The organism is Chitinophaga sp. YR573, assembly GCF_900110995.1.
In the GTDB taxonomy this organism is placed as follows: domain Bacteria; phylum Bacteroidota; class Bacteroidia; order Chitinophagales; family Chitinophagaceae; genus Chitinophaga.
The window spans coordinates 3612545-3636591 of record NZ_FOJF01000001.1 but is presented as its reverse complement, the minus strand read 5'-3'; the positions used below and the strand labels follow the sequence as shown (position 1 = coordinate 3636591).

At 43.1% G+C, this 24047-nt stretch carries 19 protein-coding genes and 1 pseudogene; 11 read left to right on the top strand and 9 right to left on the bottom strand.

The window, feature by feature from the left end; genetic code table 11:
• Positions 1-15: 15 nt before the first annotated feature.
• The gene (locus BMW86_RS15385) at positions 16-1329 is read left to right on the top strand and encodes an alkaline phosphatase family protein (protein WP_218149150.1); all 1314 of its coding nucleotides are present in this window, start codon (positions 16-18) and stop codon (positions 1327-1329) included.
• A gap of 140 nt (positions 1330-1469) precedes the next feature.
• On the top strand, positions 1470-2900 hold the full coding sequence (locus BMW86_RS15380; RefSeq protein WP_089782609.1) for a hypothetical protein: 1431 nt from the start codon (positions 1470-1472) through the stop codon (positions 2898-2900).
• On the opposite strand, the gene BMW86_RS15375 is transcribed toward BMW86_RS15380, so the two are convergent.
• Positions 2890-3729, bottom strand: a complete 840-nt coding sequence (locus tag BMW86_RS15375) for an ATP-grasp domain-containing protein (RefSeq protein WP_089782608.1) — start codon at positions 3727-3729, stop codon at positions 2890-2892. The genes BMW86_RS15380 and BMW86_RS15375 overlap by 11 nt on opposite strands.
• A 68-nt stretch (positions 3730-3797) precedes the next feature.
• Between BMW86_RS15375 and BMW86_RS15370 the strand changes: the two genes are divergently transcribed.
• The 3 genes from BMW86_RS15370 (at position 3798) to BMW86_RS15360 (ending at position 6130) form a co-directional block, all read left to right on the top strand.
• Positions 3798-4640 carry an SDR family oxidoreductase gene (locus BMW86_RS15370; RefSeq protein WP_089782607.1) on the top strand — a complete coding sequence of 281 codons (843 nt, stop codon included), beginning with the start codon at positions 3798-3800 and terminating at the stop codon, positions 4638-4640.
• 60 nt (positions 4641-4700) lie between these two features.
• Entirely contained in the window at positions 4701-5258 is a 558-nt protein-coding gene (locus BMW86_RS15365; RefSeq protein WP_089782606.1) for a Crp/Fnr family transcriptional regulator, read from the top strand.
• A gap of 83 nt (positions 5259-5341) precedes the next feature.
• A complete protein-coding gene (locus BMW86_RS15360; protein WP_089782605.1) occupies positions 5342-6130 on the top strand; it encodes an SDR family NAD(P)-dependent oxidoreductase in 789 nt (262 codons plus the stop codon).
• A gap of 78 nt (positions 6131-6208) precedes the next feature.
• Here BMW86_RS15360 and BMW86_RS15355 read toward each other — a convergent pair whose 3' ends face one another.
• Positions 6209-7321, bottom strand: a complete 1113-nt coding sequence (locus BMW86_RS15355) for a fatty acid desaturase family protein (RefSeq protein WP_218149149.1) — start codon at positions 7319-7321, stop codon at positions 6209-6211.
• A 72-nt stretch (positions 7322-7393) separates the two neighbouring features.
• Positions 7394-8017, bottom strand: a complete 624-nt coding sequence (locus BMW86_RS15350) for a sugar transferase (RefSeq protein WP_089782604.1) — start codon at positions 8015-8017, stop codon at positions 7394-7396.
• Between the two features lie 100 nt (positions 8018-8117).
• Here BMW86_RS15350 and BMW86_RS15345 point away from each other — a divergent pair, with 100 nt between their 5' ends.
• The 6 genes from BMW86_RS15345 (at position 8118) to BMW86_RS15320 (ending at position 15741) form a co-directional block, all read left to right on the top strand.
• On the top strand, positions 8118-9323 hold the full coding sequence (locus BMW86_RS15345) for a WcaI family glycosyltransferase (RefSeq protein WP_177189272.1): 1206 nt from the start codon (positions 8118-8120) through the stop codon (positions 9321-9323).
• A complete protein-coding gene (glf, locus tag BMW86_RS15340; protein WP_089782602.1) occupies positions 9305-10450 on the top strand; it encodes a UDP-galactopyranose mutase in 1146 nt (381 codons plus the stop codon). The genes BMW86_RS15345 and glf overlap by 19 nt, the downstream gene beginning before the upstream one ends.
• A 4-nt stretch (positions 10451-10454) precedes the next feature.
• Positions 10455-12791, top strand: a complete 2337-nt coding sequence (locus tag BMW86_RS15335) for a mechanosensitive ion channel domain-containing protein (protein WP_089782601.1) — start codon at positions 10455-10457, stop codon at positions 12789-12791.
• 27 nt (positions 12792-12818) lie between these two features.
• The gene (locus BMW86_RS15330; RefSeq protein ID WP_089782600.1) at positions 12819-13112 is read left to right on the top strand and encodes an ArsR/SmtB family transcription factor; all 294 of its coding nucleotides are present in this window, start codon (positions 12819-12821) and stop codon (positions 13110-13112) included.
• A 92-nt stretch (positions 13113-13204) separates the two neighbouring features.
• Positions 13205-14572: an MFS transporter gene (locus BMW86_RS15325; protein ID WP_089782599.1), complete on the top strand. Its 1368-nt coding sequence runs from the start codon at positions 13205-13207 to the stop codon at positions 14570-14572.
• On the top strand, positions 14572-15741 hold the full coding sequence (locus tag BMW86_RS15320) for an AGE family epimerase/isomerase (RefSeq protein ID WP_089782598.1): 1170 nt from the start codon (positions 14572-14574) through the stop codon (positions 15739-15741). The genes BMW86_RS15325 and BMW86_RS15320 overlap by 1 nt, the downstream gene beginning before the upstream one ends.
• A gap of 40 nt (positions 15742-15781) precedes the next feature.
• Here BMW86_RS15320 and BMW86_RS15315 read toward each other — a convergent pair whose 3' ends face one another.
• The 6 genes and pseudogenes from BMW86_RS15315 to BMW86_RS15290 all read right to left on the bottom strand — a co-directional run bounded on the left by BMW86_RS15315 (position 15782) and on the right by BMW86_RS15290 (position 24040).
• A complete protein-coding gene (locus tag BMW86_RS15315; protein WP_177189271.1) occupies positions 15782-16816 on the bottom strand; it encodes a DUF3667 domain-containing protein in 1035 nt (344 codons plus the stop codon).
• Between the two features lie 439 nt (positions 16817-17255).
• Positions 17256-19505 (bottom strand): annotated as a pseudogene (locus tag BMW86_RS33190) (GH92 family glycosyl hydrolase).
• Positions 19506-19630: 125 nt separating this feature from the next.
• Positions 19631-20194, bottom strand: a complete 564-nt coding sequence (locus BMW86_RS15305; RefSeq protein WP_089782596.1) for a hypothetical protein — start codon at positions 20192-20194, stop codon at positions 19631-19633.
• Between the two features lie 47 nt (positions 20195-20241).
• A complete protein-coding gene (locus tag BMW86_RS15300; RefSeq protein ID WP_089782595.1) occupies positions 20242-21270 on the bottom strand; it encodes a PorP/SprF family type IX secretion system membrane protein in 1029 nt (342 codons plus the stop codon).
• A 3-nt stretch (positions 21271-21273) separates the two neighbouring features.
• Positions 21274-23022: an OmpA family protein gene (locus tag BMW86_RS15295; protein WP_089782594.1), complete on the bottom strand. Its 1749-nt coding sequence runs from the start codon at positions 23020-23022 to the stop codon at positions 21274-21276.
• Positions 23023-23032: 10 nt separating this feature from the next.
• Entirely contained in the window at positions 23033-24040 is a 1008-nt protein-coding gene (locus tag BMW86_RS15290; protein WP_089782593.1) for a PorP/SprF family type IX secretion system membrane protein, read from the bottom strand.
• Positions 24041-24047: the final 7 nt, after the last annotated feature.

Genomic DNA, 24047 nt, shown 5'->3' with positions numbered 1-24047 from the left:
CTCACTCAATTTTATATGTTTCGCCCACTTTTCACGTTTACCACCGCAATGGTGATGTCAGTCGCATGCCTGGCACAACCTTCCAGACACGTCATACTCATCAGCATTGATGGCTTACGGCCCGAATTTTACCTGGATAGTCAATATCCAACCCCTAACCTCCAACACTTAAAAAACGGCGGCTTATATGCCCTGAAAATGAAAAGTGTGTTCCCCAGTTACACCTACCCTTCCCATGTGGCCATGCTCACAGGTGCCATGCCGGCAAGAAGTGGTATTTATTACAACGCACCCGTAGGCAGCACCGGCAACTGGAACTGGTTCCTGAAAGATATCAAAGTCCCTACCGTATGGCAGGCACTCAAAGCAAAAGGCTTGACTACCAGTGCCGTACAATGGCCGGTTAGCGTAGGAGAAGGGATCGACTACTCCATTCCGGAAATATGGGATGATAAGCATGCAGAAGACAGGATCTCTGAATCCAGGAAATACGCTACCAAAGGACTGGTAGAAGAAATAGAACAGAATGCCACCGGCAAACTGAACGGAGAAAATATGAGCGAAGAATTCGTAAGCATGGATACCAACGCCGGCAGAATGGCGGCTTACATCTTCAAAACCTATAAACCTCACTTCCTGGCCTTACACTTCGCCTGTGTAGATGGCGCCGAACATGGCGTAGGCCGGGAAGGAGAAGAAGTTACACTTGCATTGGCCAATGCAGACAACGCCATCGGTGGCGTACTGGAAGCGGTAGAACGCTCCGGATTAAAAGACAGTACCACCATACTCATCGTGGGAGATCATGGATTTATGGACATCCACGGCGTACTAAGACCCAACATCTGGTTAAAACAAAACGACCTGCTGGAAGTAGCCAAATTCCAGTCTTCCGGAGGATCCGCTTTCCTGTACCTGAAAAACAAAGCCGCCCTGGAAAAAGTAAAGAAAATCCTGCAAAATCTGCCCTACAGTCAAAAAAAGTTATTTAGCATATATGACAGGGCCAAACTGGACGAAATGGGCGCAGATTCCAGTGCAGCACTGGCTTTAGCCGCCGTTCCGGGCATCGTTTTCAGCGGTGCTTCTGTAAACAAAGAAGGCGTATTACTGAAAGATGAATTAGGCGCAGCCAGTGGTGGCCATCACGGATATGATCCCAATTTCCCGGAAATGTATACCGGATTTATCGGTTATGGCGCCGGCATAAATAAAGGGACCGTCATCCCTGTTATAGGAGTAGAGGATATCGCATCATTAATTACAAAACTCTTAGGCGTCGAATTTAAAGCTCCTGATGGCATATTATTACCTGGTATCATAAAATAATTATCCCCAAAAACCACTACCCTTCATTCATTGTTGTTTTCCCTTTATACATGGAAGAGTTAATCCGATGTTAAGGACTGAAAATAACTTTGCGGGCTGATCTAATCAACTTATATTCAGATATCAGCCAAAATAAATTTATGCTCATTACCTTCCCCGATTTCATAAAAATAAATCGCAGATATCTTATTATAGCAGTAGCAGGTCTTGTTGTACAATTTATCATTTTCAAATTATTATACCCTTACGCAGATTTCTTCTCCGATTCCTATAGTTATCTGTATGCAGCATATGCTAATCTGGACATTAATATATGGCCAATAGGTTATTCTAAATTTCTGATGGTATTTCACAAAATAACTGCTTCTGATACTGCACTGGCAGGCTTTCAATACTTCTTCCTGGAATTTACAGCATTGCTTTTTTATTACACCATCCTGTATTTTTACAAACCTGCAAAAATCACCAGCAGCATTCTTTTTATCTTCCTTTTCTTCAATCCACTAAATTTATATATCTGCAATTATGTAAACAGCGATCCACTCTTTGCAGCATTGAGTTTATTATGGATTACACAACTGATATGGATTGTACAACGACCACGGTTATATCAGATCTTTACCCACGCAGTTTTATTATACGCCTGTTTCACCGTACGTAACAATGCCATGTATTATCCGTTTATTTCCGCGCTGGCATTTCTTATATCCACACAACGTATCTGGGTAAAAGCAACAGGGATTATACTGGGAAGTTTATTAGTGCTGATCTTCATCAACAACCAACGTAACGCCGCATACAAAATAACAGGTAAGCATCAGTTCTCATTATTCACCGGCTGGCAACTGGCCAATAATGCCCTGTATATGTATAAACAGATAGACGTTGATAGTACGTTATTACCTTCAGAAGCATCCAGAGAAGTAGACCATCTCACAAAACAATTCTTTAAAAATACCCCGCCTGATATGCAGGAAATATTATCGGATTATGTGGCTAATTTCTTTATCCGTCAATCAGAAGCTCCATTAAAACAATATTACAAACAGCATTTCAAACCCACAGACAGATACAATGTGATAGCCGAATGGGGAAAGGCTTCTATTGTATTTGAAGAATATGGCAGTTACCTGATAAGACATAATCCAGGGGCATTCACCAGGTATTATCTGTTAACCAATACAAAAAACTATTGCCTGCCACCACTGGAAAAACTGGAAGTATACAACCTCGGAAAAGACAATGTAGATCCCATAGCCCAGTATTGGTTCAATTATAAAAGCAGAAAAGTAACGGCCGTTTCTGCCACCATCCAGCATAAAATACTATTCCCTTTTACACCGCTTTTTTTTGTAATGAATATTTTATTTGTCATCTGTATGATCGCAAGAAAATTTCTTGCTGATAAGACATTAATATTGATCACTGCCTTTCTCATCATCAATTTTGCCTTCAGTGTTTTTGCTACCATAAACGTACTCCGTTATCAATTCTTCCCCATGATCCTATGTTTTACATTCACCTTGTTATTAATAGAATGGATGGATAAAAAAGCTGTCATCAAGCAATAATTTGCTTCAGTGCCTGATAATAATGCTCATACTGCTCGCTAGTAGATAAGAACAAAAGCGGTTCTATTAATTCCAGCTCCATCAATAAGAACCGCCCTTCTTTTACCACCCCATCTACTCTCGCATATAAACATCCATTTGCATACCGCTCTACAAAACTCAACGCTGTTGCTAAATAAGCCGCAGGGGGCGTCTGTGGTTCTGCACTTCCGCCAAACTGCCTCTGCACCCTGAACTCACCAGGTACAGGTCTCTTCAGCAAACAATGACTGAATACCCCATTAAAAAAGAGGAAAGACCACTCCCCTTCCAGGATCTCCGGCATAAAAGGCTGCACCATAAACGCTTCATCAAATACTAATGCTGGCAGTTTACCCGGTGTCACCACAAATGTATTCTTAGACCCACCACTGATGCATGGCTTCACAATCAGCTTATCTGTATTAAAATTGCTGAAGTAAGCAGGCCATAAAGGCTGCGTACCTTTCTCAATATATACAGCAGGAATCACCGGTAAATCAGCATCCATCATCTCCCGGATATAATGTTTATCACTATTCCATCTGACAATATCATAAGGATTTAATAACCGGATCTGCAAACTTTCCAGTTTAGACAGCCAGCTATAAAATGCTTTTATATTATCAATATAATCCCAGGGAGACTTTAAAATAACCAATTGATATTGTTCCCACTTCACCCCGGCATCTGTCCATACCTCACGATGAATATCCAAACCCTTTTGTTGCAGGAAATTCAACAACAAAGTATCCTCATCGGATAAACCCTGCAACAATTGCCCTTCATAACAGATATAAGCGATTTTCATATAAGTTTCGTTTTCTTACAATTCCACAGATACCAATAGCACTAGTTTTGACATATAAAAACAAATATATGGCACCCAAAATTCTTATCACAGGCGCATCGGGAAATATTGGATCTACACTCGTAAAAATACTCAGAGAACAGGGCATCCCCTTTCGTGCAATGGTCCGTTCCTTAAGTGAAGACATACCAGAAGCAATACAAGGTGATTTCAACGACCCGGCTTCTATCCCCAATGCTTTACAGGGGATAGAAAAAGCTTTCCTCTTAACAAACTCCTCAGAACAATCAGAAAAACAACAGATTACCTTTGTGCAACAGGCTAAAAAAGCAGGAGTAAAACACATAGTAAAACTGTCTCAATGGGCAGCAGATAAAAACTCGCCTGTACGTTTCCTGCGCTACCACGCAGCCGTAGAAGATAAGATAAAAGAATCCGGTATGACTTACACCTTTCTACGCCCTAATCTGTTCATGCAGGGGTTACTAGGCTTCAAAGAGCCTATCAAACAGGGGAAATTCTTTGCGGCCGTTGGCAATGCCAGGATCAGTGCTGTAGACATCAGAGATATTGCAGATGTAGCCGCAGTGGCATTAACCCAGCCAGGCCATGAGAATAAAACTTACAACCTCACAGGTCCGGAAGCTATTACCCATTATCAAATGGCGGAAGAACTCTCCAAAGCATTAGACAAACAGATCATCTTTATAGATGTCCCTCCGGCTGCCATGAGAGACGCGCTATCCCAGGTACACTTTCCGGAATGGCAGGCAGACGGACTAATAGAAGATTACGCACACTACGCCAGGGAAGAAGCGGCATCTATAGAATCAGGGGTAAAAGATGCAACAGGCAAGCCCCCACGCAGTTTTAAAGATTTTGTAAAGGATTATGCCCCCGCTTTTGCATAACCCTTTATCAATAGCCCGGGCTATTGATAAATACAAAAATCCCTGTAACTTTCGGGCAAGATGCACCTCTTAAGACAACATATAGAAAAAATCGTTCCTCTTACTGACAGTGAGTTTGACTATGTACTCTCTCACTTCAGTACGAGGAAATTCCGTAAACACCAGTTCCTGGTACAGGAAGGAGATCTTGTACCACAAGAGTTTTTTGTGATAAAAGGTTGTATGAAATCCTATATGATGAACGAAGAAGATAAGGAGTATATCTTACAGTTCGCCATGGAAAGCTGGTGGATCAGCGACTTCGAAGCCTATAACAAACATACTCCCGCTACCCTTAATGTTAATTGTATAGAAGACTCCGAAGTATTATGCCTCTCCTACGAAAACAGGGAAAAGATGTGTGATGAGATGCATAAAATGGAACATTATTTCAGAAAGATCTCCCACTCCGGTTATATAGCCTTGCAACAAAGAATCCTTTGTCTTCTTAGCAGCACTGCAAAAGAACGCTACGATAAATTACGGAACCAATATCCTACCCTCTTTCAAAGAGTTCCCAAATCAGTGATTGCGGCTTACCTGGGTGTATCCAGAGAAACCCTCAGCCGTATGGTGTGATCTACATCACATTAAAAAAGTGATCTGAATCGGGCTCTCATAACGCATATTCCCCGACCTTTGCATTCATAAATCAAACAATTATGAACTTAGGTCTTGATAATAAAACAGCCTTAGTATCTGCCTCATCAGGTGGAATAGGTCTGGAAATAGCTATTTCATTAGCCAGAGAAAATGCGACAGTAATCGTGAACGGCCGTACTGAGAAATCAGTATCTGAAGCTATTGCCAAAATTAAACAGCAATTACCCAACGCCAGCCTGAAAAGTCTGGTAGCTGATATTGGTACTAAAGAAGGTTGCGATAAAACCATACAGGAATTTCCGGAGATAGATATCCTGGTAAACAACCTGGGCATCTACGAAGCAGTAGGATTTTTTGACGAAACAGATGAGTCCTGGTTCAGGATCTTTGAAGTAAACATCATGAGTGGGGTACGTTTAAGCCGGCATTATGCCAAAAAGATGATAGAAAGAGGTACCGGCCGTGTGATCTTCATCTCCAGTGAATCAGGCTTAAATCCTGCTCCGGAGATGGCGCATTACAGTGCTACCAAAACGATGCAGCTGGCTATTTCAAGAAGTCTCGCCGAACTGACTAAAGGAACTAAGGTAACTGTGAACGCAATACTTCCTGGTCCTACCATCACCGAAGGAGTATCTAAATTTATACAGGATATCTTCCCCCAACATACACCAGAAGCAGCAGAAAAGGCTTTCGTAACGGAAAACCGTCCTACTTCTTTAATCCAGCGGTTGATCAACCCAACTGAGATTGGAGACTTTGTGGCCTTCGTAGCAAGTGAAAGAGCTTCCGCCATTAATGGCGCAGCACTGAGAGTAGATGGAGGAGTCGTAAAAAGTGCATTTTAAAAAAACTATATAAAACGAAAAGGCTCCCAAAACGGGAGCCTTTTGAAGTTATATTAACAGGAGTAGTTTCTTATCAAATCAACCTTCTCTTCCCAATTGCTTCAACATCTTCCCATGCGCCCACAACGCTAACAGAAAATTTGACTGCACATTATAAGGTATCTTAAACGACGCCGTAATAGACTTCACTATAGGTGCCAGCTTCCTGTAATGCACATGGCAGATATTACTAAACAAATGATGCTCTATCTGGTAATTCAACCCGCCAATAAACCAGGACAACACCCTGCTCCTCGGTGCATAATTACTCGTATTCGCCACTTCATGCACCGCCCAGGAATCTTCCATCCTCTTATGATCTCCACCTTCCACAGGCAAATTAAAAGCAGACTCCCCTATCACATGCGCAGGCTGGAAAATACAGGACAGGAACAATCCTGCCACAAAATGCATCCCTAAAAATCCTGCCAGCACAGCATACCATGGCATTCCGGAGAACAGCAACGGCAACACCAATATATAAGAGTAATAAAACACTTTAGCAATAGAAATACGTAACATCGCCGTCTTCAGCGTTACCTTCTGTTTCACGAGTAAATCATGCTGCTTATATCTGAAAACCTGTATATAATCTTTCGCCGTCATCCAGAACAACGTCATGATCATATAGAAAAACCAGGCATAGATATGCTGATAACGATGATACCAGTACCTTGGCTGATTAGGAGAAAAACGTAATAATTTAATACTATGAATATCCTCATCCAGTCCGTGGATATTTGTGTAAGTATGATGCAGAATATTATGCTGGATCTTCCAGTTAGCTACATATCCACCTATAAGTTCCAATACATGACCAATAAAATTATTCACTTTCTTATTCGAAGAATAAGCACCATGATTCGCATCATGCATGACGGAAGTACCGATACCGGTCATACCAATACCCATTACAAACCAGAAACCAAAAAACAACCAGGGATGACCTGCAGCTACTCCTGTAATCATTAATGTACAGGGTACAAAATACAATGCCAGCATCACAGCAGTTTTCACCCACATCTCGGTATTTGCATACGTGGAAATACGATTAGACTCGAAATACTCATTTACAGCTGTTTTCACGGCTTCCATAAAACTGTCCTTACCCTTTGGGGCGAAACGAACAATTTCCAACTTCTTACTTTTCATCTTAAACAACTTTTAACAGTACGAGAAATCTTAAACAGAGGTGCCATGTAAGGTACGATATATACACTAACTCTAGTACGCTCCCTTCGCTTTTAACACAACAATGGGAGTTTTTATTATAATTCTCAGATCTGATAATAACGTATATGTTGAGATATAAGTAAGGTCAGGTTTCATCATATAATCAGCACTTGTATTATGTTCCCTGTCCTCAATCTGCCACTGTCCTGTAATTCCCGGTCTTACCAAACAACGGATCTCATTAAAATCCGGTAATCCCGCCATCATAAAAGGCACCAATGGCCTCGGCCCTACCAGACTCATCTCTCCTTTCAGCACATTAAACAATTGTGGCAACTCATCTATGCTTGTTTTACGGATAATACTGCCAATCCAGGTAACCCGACTGTCATTCTTCACTTTATACAACACCCCATCAGTAGCCATCTGTTGTTCATGAACAACCATTGATCTGAACTTAAAACACCTGAAATGAACACCCCGGTAACCAATCCGCTCATTCGTATATAATACCGGTCCTTTGGAAGAAAAGAGAATAAGCAGAGACACAATAATCAGTAAAGGAGAGAATAAAATGATCAGCAAACCGGCAACGATAACATCAAAAATCCGCTTAATAACAAGTTGCAGCTTCTTCCGCTGCAAGGAAAGTTCGATATCTTCTTTGGTCAACATAATATGCTAAATATATACCCTTAATCAAACAAAAAAAATTACTGGTTGTAGTATAGTAAACCTTTCTCCGATACCTTAAATTGATTACATGTTAAACCCGATGAAAAATGTTCTTGTACTGGGCATCAACTACTCACCAGAATTAACCGGAATTGGAAAATATACAAGTGGAATGGTAGAACATATGGTGTCCGAAGGTATCAGCTGCACCGTTGTTACCGCATTCCCTTTTTATCCGCAATGGCATGTACAACAACCTTACAAAAACAGATTCTTCAAGAAAGAAGTAAACGGACTACTCACTATTTACAGATGCCCGTTTTACATTCCCCGCAAACCTTCCGGATTCAAAAGAATGATGCAGGATATCTCCTTTCTTCTCTCATCTTCTATCATCTTACTTAAACTAATATTCTCAAAACGTTTTGATACATTCATCACCATCGCTCCTCCTTTTCATATAGGTTTTGCTGCTCTGTTATTCCGCTTCTTCAGAAATACCCGCGTTGTTTATCATATACAGGATTTACAGATAGATCTCGCAAAAGAATTACATATGATAAAGTCTGACAAGTTATTGAAATGGATGTTTAAGCTGGAGAAATACATTTTAGAAAAAGCGGATCATGTAAGCACGATCTCCGAAGGGATGATTAATAAAGTAAAACAGAAACAGGATATCCCCGTCATCTACTTTCCCAACTGGGTAGATACCCAACTGTTTTATCCACTCCCCGATAAAATCATGCTGAAAAAGAAATGGGGATTTAAGAGTGATGACCACATTGTATTATACTCCGGTAATATAGGGGAGAAACAGGGTCTGGACAACATTTTACATGTAGCAGAAAGATGTCACAATATTCAATTTGTTATCTGTGGTACCGGCGCCTACAAAGGCCGACTGCTGGAACTATCCGTTATCATGGGATTACAAAATGTACATTTCATGCCCCTGCAACCTATAGAAGAATTTAACAACTTCCTTAATATGGCAGACATCCATCTCATCCTGCAAAAGAAAAATGCAGCAGACCTTGTCATGCCATCCAAACTAACCACTATCCTGTCTGTAGGCGGGAACATCATTGCTACCGCCAGCGAAGGCACTTCCTTATATCATACCATTGCGAACCATAACCTGGGACTGCTCATAGAACCCGAGAATATAGATCAGCTGCATAAAGCAATTGTGCAATTATCGGCAACACAAAATAACTGGTCGCCAAACGCACGCACATTTGCCACCAGTTATTTATCGGGCAGCACTATCATTAATCAATATATATGCAGTATAACTTCCTGATTGTCGGTGCCGGTCTTTCCGGCTGTGTATTGGCTGAAAGAATTGCTACACAGCTGAATAAAACAGTATTACTGATAGACAAAAGAGACCATATCGGCGGCAACTGTTACGACAAACCAGATGCCGCAGGTATCCTCGTGCATCAGTACGGGCCCCACTGGTTTCACACAAATGATAAAGACATCTTCAGTTATCTCTCTGCTTTTACAGACTGGCACCTGCATGAACACAAAGTAAAAACAAGCGTGGAGAATATGCTGTTACCCATACCCATCAATATGGATACCATCAACCAGTTGTACAACATGAAATTGCAGACTCCTGAACAAGTACAACAGTTTTATGATTCCGTAAGAGTAAAGGAAATTGTACATCCCCAGAATGCAGAAGAAATGATTATTAGTCAGGTTGGCTATGATCTCTATAATAAATTCTATAAGAATTATACCATTAAGCAATGGGATGTGCATCCTAAAAGGTTAAACGCCTCCATTACTGCCAGGATCCCGGTAAGAACAAATCAGGACGACCGCTACTTTACAGATACCTACCAGGGCATTCCAAAAAACGGGTACACAGAAATGTTCAGGAAGATGATTAACCATAAAAACATCACGGTAGCCCTGCAAACAGATTTCAACACCCTCTCTGCCAACTTTAACCAGGTGATCTATACAGGTCCTATCGACAGCTTCTTCCAGCATCAGTTTGGCGCATTACCCTACCGCTCATTACACTTTGAACATAAAACCATCAATCAGGAGTTTTACCAGGAATGCCAGCAGATAAATTATCCCAATGATTTCGCCTACACCCGCATCGTAGAATGGAAACATGCTACCGGTCAGCAACATCCTCAAACAAGTATTACCATGGAATACCCCTGTAAATGGGAACAGGGCAAAGAACCCTTTTATGCAGTACAGACAAAAGAAAGCGGCCTTTTATATAATAAATACCGGAAAGAAGCCGATAAACTGACAAGCGTAAAATTCTGTGGCAGACTGGCTGATTTTAAATATTATAACATGGATCAGGTGATAGCAAGAGCTTTTACATTTTTTAAAAAGGAACTCTACAGCCCTTATATAAGAAAAAATAGTGTTATATTTCAGCACTTTTTATAGAGATATGAGATATATACTTTTTCTGATTTTAACCATAACATTTAGCGGAACAGTGACCGCACAGAAGCCTGGCCGCAAAATGGCAGACTCCACTCTTTTTGGTGATGATAACATCCCTACCAGGAGCGATTACCTTAGCCAATTTGAAAAAGTATTCCAGACGCTGAACAAAGCTCCCCTCGTAACAGGGTCTTTTGTAAAAGCAGATGATATACAGGAACACCTGAACGAAAGCGACTCCGCTCTCGCTATCTTAAAAGAGAAGTTCTCCTCTACCAGCGACAGGACCCTCAACATCCGCAACCTGCAGATGTACAATACCCTGCTGGATGAACTGGACAGAAACATGAATGACTATTCTGTTCAACTGAACAGCTACGATACCAAACTGGAAGATCTTAAAAAAGAGATCCGCGACCTGAGAAAGGATACCCTGCTCCGCAAGGTATTCAGAGACTCCTCCCTGCGTCTGTCTTTCGTTCCCCAGCTACAACAGCTGCGTACCAAATTCAAACGTGCCGACAGCCTCATCAGACGCAGTACTACCCAGATCAACGACCTGAAAGCACATACTTCCGCCAACTCCATCACCGTAGAAGAACTGCTGTACCAGGCAGATGCTTCCTTAGCATCAGTAGGCAGCAAAGCTTTCGGTAAGGAACGCCGCTACCTGTGGGAACAACCTACTGCCAGGACCAACATGTCCAGAGGCGCCTTCCAGAAGTCCGTGAATAACGAACAGCAACTGGCGCAATACTATTTCACAAATACCCGCAGCAAACGATTCTGGCTGTTCCTAACCGGACTAGCCTTCTTTTTCTGGGTATGGAACAACTACCGCAGCCTTAAAAAGCGGAAGAAACTGAGCGCTGTAGACAGCTTCAACTTCAGCTATATCAACCATATTCCGGTTATTGCTACTTTATTATTGATCCTCAACCTGGCGCCCATCTTCGATGTACATGCGCCGGCTATCTATATAGAATCCACCCAGTTCCTGTTAATGATCTTATTAACCTTCGCATTCTATAAACGTTTGCCAAAAGATCTTTTCTGGGGATGGTGCATCTTTATCCTGCTGTTCTTATTATTACCGGGCACCCGCATCCTTGGCCTGCCTATAAGGCTGATGCGCTGGGCCACCCTGGCTCTCGATATTGCCTCTATCTTCTTCGGATTATATATCCTCTCCCGTTCCAAAGAAGTAAGAAGCAAATACAAGCTGATCTTCTACGCAACCGGGTTATATACTTTCTTCAACTTCCTGGCCGTGATCTGCAACATTTTCGGCAGGGTCACCCTTTCCCAGATCTTTGCCGCTACAGCCGTATATGCGCTGGCACAAACGGCTAGTCTGGCTGTATTCGTACAAATCATCATAGAAGCCTTCCTATTACAGATACAAAGCAGCAGGATCCGTAAAAACTATCCTGAAGAGTTTGAAGTAAAAGATATCAGGAAGTCTCTTTTTCGCCTGGTAATTGTCTTTGCCGCCGTATTGTGGTACATCGTATTCACGACCAACCTCAACCTCTACGACGCGCTGAACGATATATTATCAGAGCTCTTCACCGCTCCTGTCATTATCGGTAGCTTTAGATTCACACTTAAGGAAATCGCTATCTTCCTGGGTATTATATGGGTAGCCAACTTCTTACAGCGTTACATCGCTTACTTCTTCGGAGATACGGGAGATGATGCTGCTTTTGACGATAAAGGACAACGTTCCCGCTTACTCATTACCCGTCTTGTATTACTGATACTGGGCTTCCTGCTGGCAGTAGCCGCCTCCGGCTTACCAATAGACAAGATCACGGTGATATTGGGCGCTTTAGGTGTAGGTATTGGTTTGGGGCTGCAAAGCATCGTCAACAACTTTGTATCTGGGATTATATTGATATTCGACCGCCCTTTAAGAATAGGAGATACTGTAGAGATAGGTGATAAAAAAGGTCGTGTGAAAGAGATCGGTATCCGTACCAGCACCCTGCTCACTGAAGATGGGGCTGAGGTGATCATGCCAAACGGAGACGTGCTTTCCCATAATATCGTGAACTGGACACTCAGTAACAACCATGCCCGTGTGACCCTCAGCTTCAGTATCGAAAGGAAACCGGGGACAGAGATCCTGAAACCGGAGATCCTCAATATTATCAAAGGCAATGAAAAAGTGGTGGAAAAGAGAGAGGTGGAAGTAGCTGTGAGTAACATTAATTCTAAAAAGACAGATATCAATATCATCTTCTGGTGCAGGGATATCAGCAAAGTATCTGCTATTTCAGAGGAAGTACGCAATGCTATTTATGCCCATCTGGAACAAAAAGGAATCAATATTTTATAAATCGGATATTCCCGATACCTTTACAGTATGGAACAAGTTGAAATTTTCAAGGCTCTTTCAAACAAAACCAGGTTACAGATCCTGGAATGGCTGAAAGAGCCTGATAAACATTTTGCGGAGGAAGCGAACACCCCTACCGGTGTATGTGTGGGGGCTATACAGATAAAGGCGGGATTGACCCAGTCTACGATCTCGGAATACCTGACCATTCTCTTACGTGCCAATCTGGTGACTGTGACCCGTAAAGGACAATGGACTTACTACAAACGGAACGAAGAAGCCATCAAAGCGCTGGGGTTAAACATCCAGGAATCGCTCTGATAAAATAATACAGCCAATAGATAAATGAATATTACATAAGGGGACGGGTATTCCCATAGATTTGTACCCGTAAGAAACCAGTTCCACTCCTTATGATAAAATTAAAAGAAAAAATTGCCTACGGGTTCGGTGACATGGCTTCTTCCATGTTCTGGAAACTCTTCGGCATGTATCTATTGTTCTTTTACACAGATATATTCGGATTAAAAGCGGCTGCCGTAGGTACTATGTTCCTGATCACCCGCATCTGGGACACCCTTTTCGATCCTGTGGTAGGCACTCTGGCCGACAGGACCTCCTCCCGCTGGGGAAAATTCCGCCCTTACATCCTTTACATAGCCATCCCTTTCGGCGTGATAGGCGTACTCACCTTCTCCACCCCCGATCTTTCTCCTGGTGGCAAGCTGGTATACGCATACATCACCTATTCCGCCATGATGATGATCTATTCACTGATAAACGTGCCCTACGCTTCTTTGTTAGGGGTCATCTCCTCTGATGCAAAGGACAGGAACACCCTCGCTTCTTTCAGGATGGCTTTTGCCTTTGCGGGTAGCTTAATTGCGCTGGCATTGATAGAACCTTTAGTCACGCTTTTCAGTAAAGGAACCAGTCTGAAAACAGGCTGGCAGATGGGAGTAGCGGTGATAGCAGTGATATGTGTGCTGCTGTTCCTTGGCTGTTTCGCCGGGGTAAAAGAAAGGGTACAACCGATTAAAGAAGAAAAACCTTCCCTGAAGGAAGATATCGCAGATCTCACCGGTAACAAACCCTGGTGGATCTTACTCTGTGCCGGTATTATGGCATTGATTTTCAACTCTATCCGGGATGGCGCCACACTCTACTACTTCAAATACTTTATCCAGAATATAGAGGCTTTCAAACTGGGCAGCACCAGTATCACCTATTCCACGCTTTATCTCATTGTGGGTCAGGGCGCAAATATTATAGGGGTGATCTTAGCCTCTCCGGTAGCTAACCGCATAGGTAAAAAGAACACTTATATGGGGGCAATGGTCATTGCATCTATCTTCAGTATCCTCTTTTACTGGCTGGGCAAAGACCAGCTTTTCCTGATATTCTCTTTCCAATTGATTATCAGCATCTGTGCCGGTATCATTTTCCCTTTACTCTGGTCTATGTATGCAGATATCGCCGATTATTCCGAATGGAAAAGCGGGCGTCGTGCCACTGGCCTGATCTTCTCCTCTTCTTCCATGTCTCAGAAATTCGGCTGGACGATAGGCGGGGCTTTAACCGGCTGGCTACTCGATGCTTTCGGGTTCAAAGCCAATGCAGTACAGGGCAGCAGTGCACAAACAGGTATCTTACTGATGCTCAGTTTCTTACCTGCCATCGGGTCTGTCTTATCCATCGTATTCATCGCCTTATATCCATTATCAGAAAGCCGCGTAGCAGAAATAGCCGTCGCACTGGAACAAAGGAGAAAACAACAGTAATGCAAGCCGAACTAAAACAATCAGCACAAATCGCCCTTAATGATATCCTTCATTTCTGGATGGATCACACACCAGATCATGAAAACGGAGGCTTTTACGGGAAATTGGATAATGAGAATAAGATTGATATTACTGCGGATAAAGGGGCTGTTTTAAACACACGGATCCTCTGGACTTTCTCCGCGGCCTATAATGTCACAAAAGATCCTAAACACCTGGATATTGCCCGCAGGGCTTTCGAATATATTGATAAACATTTCCTTGATAAAGAATATGGCGGTGTATTCTGGAGCGTTGATTACAAAGGCCATCCCGCTGAAACCAAAAAGCAGATCTATGCCCTGGCTTTCAACATCTACGCCTGCAGTGAATATTACCTCGCTACACAAAACGAATACGCTAAACAAATAGCCATAGACGGCTATCAACTCATTCAGCAGCACAGCTATGACCCCACTTTCGGAGGTTACCTGGAAGCTTTTACCCGCGACTGGCAGGAAATCAATGACCTGCGACTAAGCGAAAAAGACGCTAATGAGAAGAAAACCATGAACACGCACCTGCATGTGTTGGAAGCATATACAAACCTCTATCGTATTTGGCCGGATAAGGCCCTTGCAGACGCTATCAGGGGGTTACTGGACATATTCCACGACAAGATATTAGACCTCAAAACAGGGCATTTACATTTGTTTTTTGATGAGCATTGGCTGGTGAAAGATGATATCATCTCCTATGGCCATGATATTGAAGCCAGCTGGTTGTTATTAGAGGCTGCGGAAGTACTGGCAGATCCTGCTCTTATCTCCGGATTCAAAAAAATAGCTGTCCAGATTGCAGATGCTACCATCAAAGGGCTTGATAAAGACGGTGGATTATGGTATGAGTCATCCGGTCATGGACTGATAGCAGAAAAACACTGGTGGCCACAGGCAGAAGCGCTGGTAGGTTTTGTAAACGCCTGGCAGGTGAGTAAGAACGAACTATACCTGGAGAAAGCATTCAATAACTGGACATTCATCCAACAGTATATACTGGATACATCTAAAGGAGAATGGTACTGGGGAAGAAAGAAAGATTACAGCATTATGCAGGAGGATAAAGCAGGTTTCTGGAAATGCCCTTATCATAATGGGCGGGCCTGTTTAGAACTAATGAAAAGATTATAAGTAAGAGGGTGTCAAAAATAATTGACACCCTCTTCTTTTATCAGAATACCAAATTAGCTAATGCTACTATCATAAACCCTATTAGAATAAAAATTGAATATAATATAACCACTCCAAGCGCTTTAAAAAAAGACTTGAGTAATGATTCATGATAAGTGTTCTTTAAAGCGACTACTATATATATAAATGCTATTAATTCCAGGTTATTAAGATCATGAAGTGAGAATATTCTTGTGATGATATCTACAACCAGGAAAAACAGGAAAAAAGCTGAATGGAAATGAAGAGAAAAAATAGCATGATCAACATATAAATATTTCTTCCTGTCGTAAAAGAGTTTTAATAACCACGCAAATAAGGGTAATAAAACAAACATCATTTTAGGAATAATATGCTGGGTCCTGGCGGCGGTCCGCAGTACTGTCCCCTCTCCTCCATAGTGATCTACCTTTTCCAGACAACGATGATAGAACCACGACTTCAGGCTTCTGTCCCTCTTCTCTTCCGGCAAAGAATTTTGCAGAGAATCATATGATCTCAGGTCCTTATGAGTAATATTCCCTACCACAGTAAAATCGTAGTATCGCGGAAGCGTATCAAGCCCATTCGTTGTTATTACCTGATGAATAGTTGTATTCTTTATTTTATCCGCAAGTGTATCATTGCTTTTTGTTAACAACAGACTATCCAGGTTAGCGACTATTTGTTTTTTCGTTTTCAGAGAAGCGCTATTGGCAATAGATTCTTCTATATGATCCTCAAAATGATTAAAACTAAGCAGGGCTAAAAAATATAAAAAAGAGATAAACACATACATCCGGATAGGATGTAAGTATTGCGATCTTCTACCTGCCAGGTATTCTTTGGTTAAAAACCCTGGTTTTAGTATCAGGTCTTTAATCGTAATGAATAGTTTAGAATCGTAGTGTGTAAAGTCTTCAAAAAAGTGCCTGAATAAATGACCAAAAGATTCCCTTAATTCAAGATTCTCCTGTCCGCAGTGCGTACAATATCTTTCTTCCACAATGGCCCCGCAATTCAAACAAGTTTTATCCTGACGTAGATGTTTTGACATAGTGATAGATTCGGTTATCCTACTAAAATAGAGAGGAAGCATGAAGATTGATAATTTTTGAAGGATTATTTTAAAGGTGTTACACCATCTATTTCCTGCTTAAGTCCAACCCTCCTTCATAGCTCCTTCATGTCTCCGCCTACTCTCCGCCATATTAACCGCGCACTTTGTCTACTCCTGGCAAACACTAAAACTCCAGGTAAATCCTATATCCCTTCATCATAGAAACCTCACTCCTTCGGCACTCTTTCGTCATTCCTATATCGTTTGGATATAGGAATGCCAGTAGAATGATATAGGAGTGATATAGGAGTGATGAAGGAATGATGATAGAATGAGCCATGAGAAAGTGTTCAGAGAGCCTTTACTGGCAAATAAAAAGCCCTTTATCCACTGCCTCTCAGCAAGTGAATAAAGGGCCTTATACCTTAATAATAAATTACTTACCCGACTTATAATCTATAGAAGAGGGAGGAGCATCCTCTTCTCCACTACCCCACTGTTTATTAGGGCTCTCACTCATCACCAGCTTTAACGTACTGCCGTCTAACACTGCCTGATGCGTGAACCAGGGGGTATTTAAAGGTTTACCATTCAAAGTGGCGCTCTGGATGTATTTCTTAGCATCAGAACTACCCGGAGCATCTATCGTAAACACCTTTCCATTGGATAATTTGATCTTTACCTGTTCAAATACCGGGCTACCGATATTATACACCGGAATACCAGGTGTTACCGGGCTAAAACCCATCATAGAAAACACGACAAAAGCAGTCATTCCACCCCCGTCTTCATCTCCCGGAATACCAAACAGGTTATCAGTATACCAGGTGTTCATCAGCATACGGATCCGTTTCTGCGTTTTCCAGGGTGCTCCCAGGTAATTGTAAATGTAAGGGATATGAAAACTGGGCTCATTTCCCATTACAAACTGACCCACCAAACCCGTAGCATCCGGGAAAGTATACCATAACTGGTACTTACTCCGTCCAAGGTCTTCCCGGAATAACTGGTCCAGTTTAGCTTCTGCTTTAGTTCTTCCGCCCATCAGGTAAAAAAGCCCTTTCAGGTCATGTTTTACATCCCAGTTATAGGTGTAGGCATTGTTTTCGGTGAAGTAATCACGGCCACCCTGCCCACCGGAGAATTTAGGGTCTATAGGATCTATCCAGTTACCGCTGGCATCCTTAGGCCACATAAAGCCTTTATCAGTTCGGAATACGTTCTTATAATTAGCGGCTCTTTTCAGGAACAGCGCTTCATCTTCTTTTTTGCCGGCAGCAGCTGCCAGTTGTGCAATGCACCAGTCGTCATAGCTGTTCTCTAATGTTACGGCTACTGCCTAACGGCGTTCAAAGTCATGCACTTCTTTTACGGTTTCCTTTTCGTTAGGTTTCAGTGCAGGCATATATCCATATACCCCATAAAAGCTATCCAGGGACGTAGCAGGGCCATTTCTCCAGGGCAGCAGGGTTGCTTCCAGGGCATTCTTTTTAAGCCCTTCATAGGCCCTGGGAAGGTCAAAATCATGTATGCCTTTGAACCAGGCGTCTGCCATCCAGGCGGCAGCATGGTTACCTGTCATACAGGCGTAATCTCCGAAAGGCAGGGCGAAGGAAGGCATCCAGCCACTTTGCTCATACATCTGCACATAAGATCTGATCTTATCTGCTTCCATTTTCGGGTTCAGCAGGGTTTGTAAAGGTTCCAGGGCGATATAGGTATCCCATAACCAGTTATCTACATAAAAAGGCTGATCAGAAGTATGTATCGTATGATCATATGCACTATAGTATTTCCCATATTCATTAATATTCACCATGCGCTCATAGGCGCGATACAGTGAAGTATAAAATACTTTTTTCTGAGAAAGAGTACCCCCTTTTACGTCTATCTGTCCCAGTACTTTATCCCAGGCGTTATATGCCTGTTGTTTGATAGCCGCGAAGTCCCAATTAGGGATCTCCTTCTGTAAATTCTCCTTTGCCTGGTCCACGCTGACAAAAGACACCCCATAACGGAATTCTACGACCTGCGTTTTCTCAGCGGTATTCACTTTCAGCTGTGTTTTACCGTTCGGGTCCCGGTAGCTGGTGTTGACAATATCCGTGTTCAGTTCTCCATAGAAGAACGCTGTCATACCTTCAAATACTTCCTTTCCGCTAATGGCCCTCTTGCCGGACACGGCGATATCTCCATCACCGTTAAGCACATTAATTCTTATCGCATGCGGTATGTTGCCGTTGAAATGGAAACGAAAATATCCGCTATGAGCGGCAGGCGTAAACTCCACCTGGTCTGTATCTTCTAAATAGGCACTGTAATAGTAAGGGGTTGTCTGTTCCCGGTCATATATGGTGGGCGACAGCCAGTTATAATCCTCTACGTCCCCTGATACCGGCATCAGGCCGAACAGGTTATTCTGCCGGTGGGCAGCGATCATAAGCGGGAAATAACTGATCCGGTCATCGAGCTGGTCCTTTCTGAAAGGGAACGTCCTCAGCATGCTATTGGGCAGGTGCACTGTAGGACGGGTAGGCTCCAGGATGATCCCTACGCCCCCTATAGTGGGGTCTACATAACTGACATTACTACGTGTTACCGCAGCTGTACGTACTGCCTGTGCGCTCACCTGTTGCATCATGCATATGGCTATGCATCCCGAAAGTATCGACCTGTATCTTCTCATAACTTTGAAATTTTGCAAACGGAATGTACAAATGATACCGGGACTATCCAAACTGGTAAAGAAAAGGTACAAAAAATGGGATGTGAAATAAATCACATCCCATCATATTCATTAAACGTGCCCTCTTAGTCTTTTAACTTCAGGTAAGCTTTCACTTCACTGTAATTATTCCAGTCAACAGATTTGCCGGTACGGGCAGCTGTTCCACCAGGAATCAGGACATACCTGTACTGCTGATGTTTTGCATTATCAGTACCGATGTAAGTCTGGAAACTGTTAGTTGCCAGCATGTAAATCTGGTTTGCAGAGAATGACGGATTAATGCTGTAACCAGCAAAAACGTCAAAGTAAGGCAAAGGAGTAATGTCAGGAGCTGCGGCAGTACCCAGGTTGATATATACTTTCACTTCACCGGTGGTCAGGATATCATTGTCCAGTTTATCAACAGCAATAGTTGTTTCGAAAGCAGCAGTATCCAGTTTACCATCCTCATCGAAATCACCGGTAATCGGATCATAAGCTACATCTAACCAGTCTGAATAAATCACATTGGCTGTACCTGTTGCTCCGGTAGGGCCAGCAGCACCGGCAGGACCCGTTGCTCCCGCAGGACCAACAGCACCGTCCTTAGAACATGCCCCACAGGAAAAAATAATAACAGCCAGCGAAAGTAAAAATGTGTTTCTCATGATTTTGAGTTGATTTAAATGTTTGATAATTGTGTGTATTTAATATTTTACCAGATATTCCGCGGACACAGATCAGCATAACGGTTGCCTATCAGGAAACCTACCATGATCTCATGTGTACCACGACTCACCGTATTTAATGAAGAAGTTGTATAGTCATACGCATAACTGATGTTGAACGTGGCATTCACATTAATACCCAGCATCGCCGCTACCCCATCCTTATGACGGTAAGAAGCACCTGCCCACAACACATCCCTGTACTGTAACTTGGCATTGAGATCCACACTCACCGGTAAAGCAGTTATATATTTGATCATCACAGATGGTAATACACTTACATCTTCGTTTACCCACAGGCGATACCCCGCAGTCGCAAAAAGATGCGGTACCAGTTTCCCCCTGTAAAGAGAATCTCCCTTCACTTTCCCATCATCAAAACCTAACTCCGCCGGAATAATATTCTGTGCAGAAATCCCCGCAAAGTATTGCGCCGAATACAGGTAAAGCCCCACATTCACATCAGGGCGCCACTTGTTCAGCGTAGTACTGCTGGCTATCGCCGGGTCAGAAGGGTCCTGGAACTGCAAGGCGGCAGCATCTAAAGAAATACGCTGTACACCAGCAGAAATACCTGCTGACAAACTCGTTCCGGGAGCAATACCAATATGATGCGCATACGCTACGCTGGCAGAAAACCGGTTCAGCGGGCCAGTCTTGTCGTTCAGTAATGTGAAGCCTGCTCCCGCATGAGAAGGCGGCGCCGTGTACGTTTCCCAGTAAGCCTTACCACGCGGATTTGCTCCATCCGGACTAAACCCCGTTACCGAAGCAGAAGGGAAATCCGTCTTACGCAGCGGCCCATGTACTGTTAAGTATGTAGTAACCGGCCCGCCATTCAATCCTGCCCACTGATGCCGGTGACTGGCCTTCACATCCCAGTAATTCTCTATACCGGCTACCGCAGGGTTAATGATAAAAGTATTCAGCACATACTGTGTGTAATGCGGTTGTTGCTGCGCATAACTATGAACAGCAAAAATCAGCATCAACACCAACGTTATAACACGGCTCATACACTATTGCTTTAATATCTTCAGCTCTATACGTCTGTTCAGTCTTCTGCCTTCAGGATTATCTGTTCCGTCAGGGAATGTATTAGGCGCTACAGGTTTGCTGGCACCATACCCTTTGTATTGCAAATGGTCCTTGGGAACACCTTTACTCATCAGGTAAGCCACACAGTTCATCGCACGTTTCTCAGACAACTGCTGGTTAAACACTGCTGTACCGGTGCTATCCGTATGTGCACTGATCTCTATCTCCATCTGCGGATGAGACAACAGCACCTCTGCCAGTTTATCCAGTGTTGGATAAGAAGAAGCACTCAGTGTGTATTCATTCAGTTCATAGTAAATCTGCTGGATGGCAATCGCCTCATTCACAGGTGTGCGAAGAATTGTATCAATGATAGTAGGAACAGGGGTAACAACTACTATCACGGGTGTATCCACAGGCGGAGGTGGCGTCATATTCAGACTGAATAACTCCAGGCAGCATTCCGCAGAACGGTCGGAACAAAACCAGGCATCATCCAGTACATTCGCTGTCTGACTCTTACTGGCAAAATAGATATCATCCTTCACCGCATTCACAGGATAACCAAAGTTCACAGCAGGTGATAATTGATCAATAGTACCCTTACTAAAATAAAGATCATATCCACCCATACCCACACCACCATTGCTGGCAAATACCAGCGTAGAAGAAGCAGCATGATAATAAGGCGCCTGTTCATCAGCAGTTGTATTCAGCGCAGAAAGCGCCTTCACAGAAACAGCTTTACCAGTAGCATCCAAAGTAGCTGCGTACAAATCATAATTACCGGCTTTATCACTGGAGAATAACAACGTCTTCCCATCAGCCATAATAAAAGGCTGCTGTGCATTAAAACCAGTAACATTGATCATCTCATCCAGTTTCACCGGTTCACTCCACTGCTGATCTTTCTTCTTACTGATATAAATAGCCGCAGATTTCTTTCCGTTATCCATAGTCCACTGTGTGAGGTACAAAGAATTACCATCTGCACTCACACTCACAGCACCCTGATGCACTTTAGACAACTGCACTAAAGGAATACGCGTAACAGCAACTGTATCGGAAGACTGGTAAATACGGTTCATCACCGGCATCCCCTTCGTAGAAGTAAACAACAGCTTATCCCCTGCCCATACAGGAGCATATGTAGCGCCGCCGGCATTCAAAGTGCCAGCGGCTTTATGTAAATGGTAAAGGGACAAATCACCCTTCTGCAACTGCTGACGGATGAAACGAAGATTCCTCAACTCTTTCTCTGCATCTGCACTATATGTATCCGTTGATTTATATTTCGCCAGGAAAGCGCTTAACACTTCCTCGGCAGCATCATACTTCTCTGTAGAACGCAAACAGATTCCATAGTAATAAGCCGCCAGGAGATAACGGTCGTTATTATACGTCATCGACTTCTCATACAACGGCGCCGCTTTAGCAGGATCATTCAGCCTGCGGTAACTATCCGCCAACTGATATACTGCCTGCTGCTCATCTGCTGCGGGGCCCGCCGTCACTCTGTCTGACGGACCCGGTGCAGCATATGGATTGTAGGTCATAGGATCTGTATGCTTTGTACCGGCCACCAGGTATTTCTCGTAATACAATGTTGCCGAATAATAATCTGCCTGTTTGTAATAACTGTCTGCTGCTTTCAGATAGCCTGTTTTATGTTGTGACCACGCTGCCTGGACAACTACAAGCATTACAGCGGTGAATAATATCTTCTTCATGTTGTAATTTTTATAATCTTGGACAAACAAATTCACCTGCCGGTGTTTTCAGCTTCTTCCTGCCTATGAAGGAAATCGACAGCTCAAAACTGTTACTTCCCCTGCTGATCTTACCCAGGTCTGATGAGTTCACATCATAACTCAGTCCCAGCATTACGTTCTTATAATTGAATCCTGTATACAATGCAAAGGCATCTTTAAAACGATAGTTAGCACCCAGCATCAGGTCTGTTTCCTCAGATAATTTATAACTGCCAAAAGCCCCCAGCATCTTCTCCTGTGCTGTTCCCTGACGCATGTACAATACGTTAGGTGTTAGGGTGAACAGTTCTGATAACTGTACACGCACACCACCATGCGCCGTATAACGAACGGGTATTCTGGCATCACCTGTAGCGCTGAACCGATCCGCCGGACGGTTCAGATGCATGGCAGAGAAACCACCAAACAGGTTGTACTTTTTACCCGGTTGCGCATTGTAATACAGAATACCAAAGCCCGCATCGAATGTCATCGAAGATGTTTTAGTAATCATATCATTGGTAGTATTTGCAGGATTATAACCAGTGATAGGATTCCACTGATCACCATAATGCAGCCTCGCGGGGTCAAACTTGCGCTGTATAAATCCTGCCTGTAAACCAAGTACGATACGGTGCTGTTCAAAATCGCCCAGCCTTACACCCGTATATGATGCACTACCATAAGCTGTTGTATAATTATACCCACCATCACCGGCTGCCTGATTCAACAGGCTGCCACCTACGTTAATATTGCTGTTAGTCTTTACATCTGCTGCTACGCCATAAGTCTTAAAGGGGCTATTCACACTTCCCCACTGTGAACGGTAAATCCCCGATAAACGGTAGCTCCCATCAAACACGCCCGTTAACGCCGGATTCAACCAGGACGGGTATACGTAATACCCGGAGAAATGGGGGTCTGACTGCGCCTGCAGCTTTTTACCGGTCAGGCTCACTATGATCAGCATCAACAATGCTTTGGTAAAAGTTCTCATGATGTCA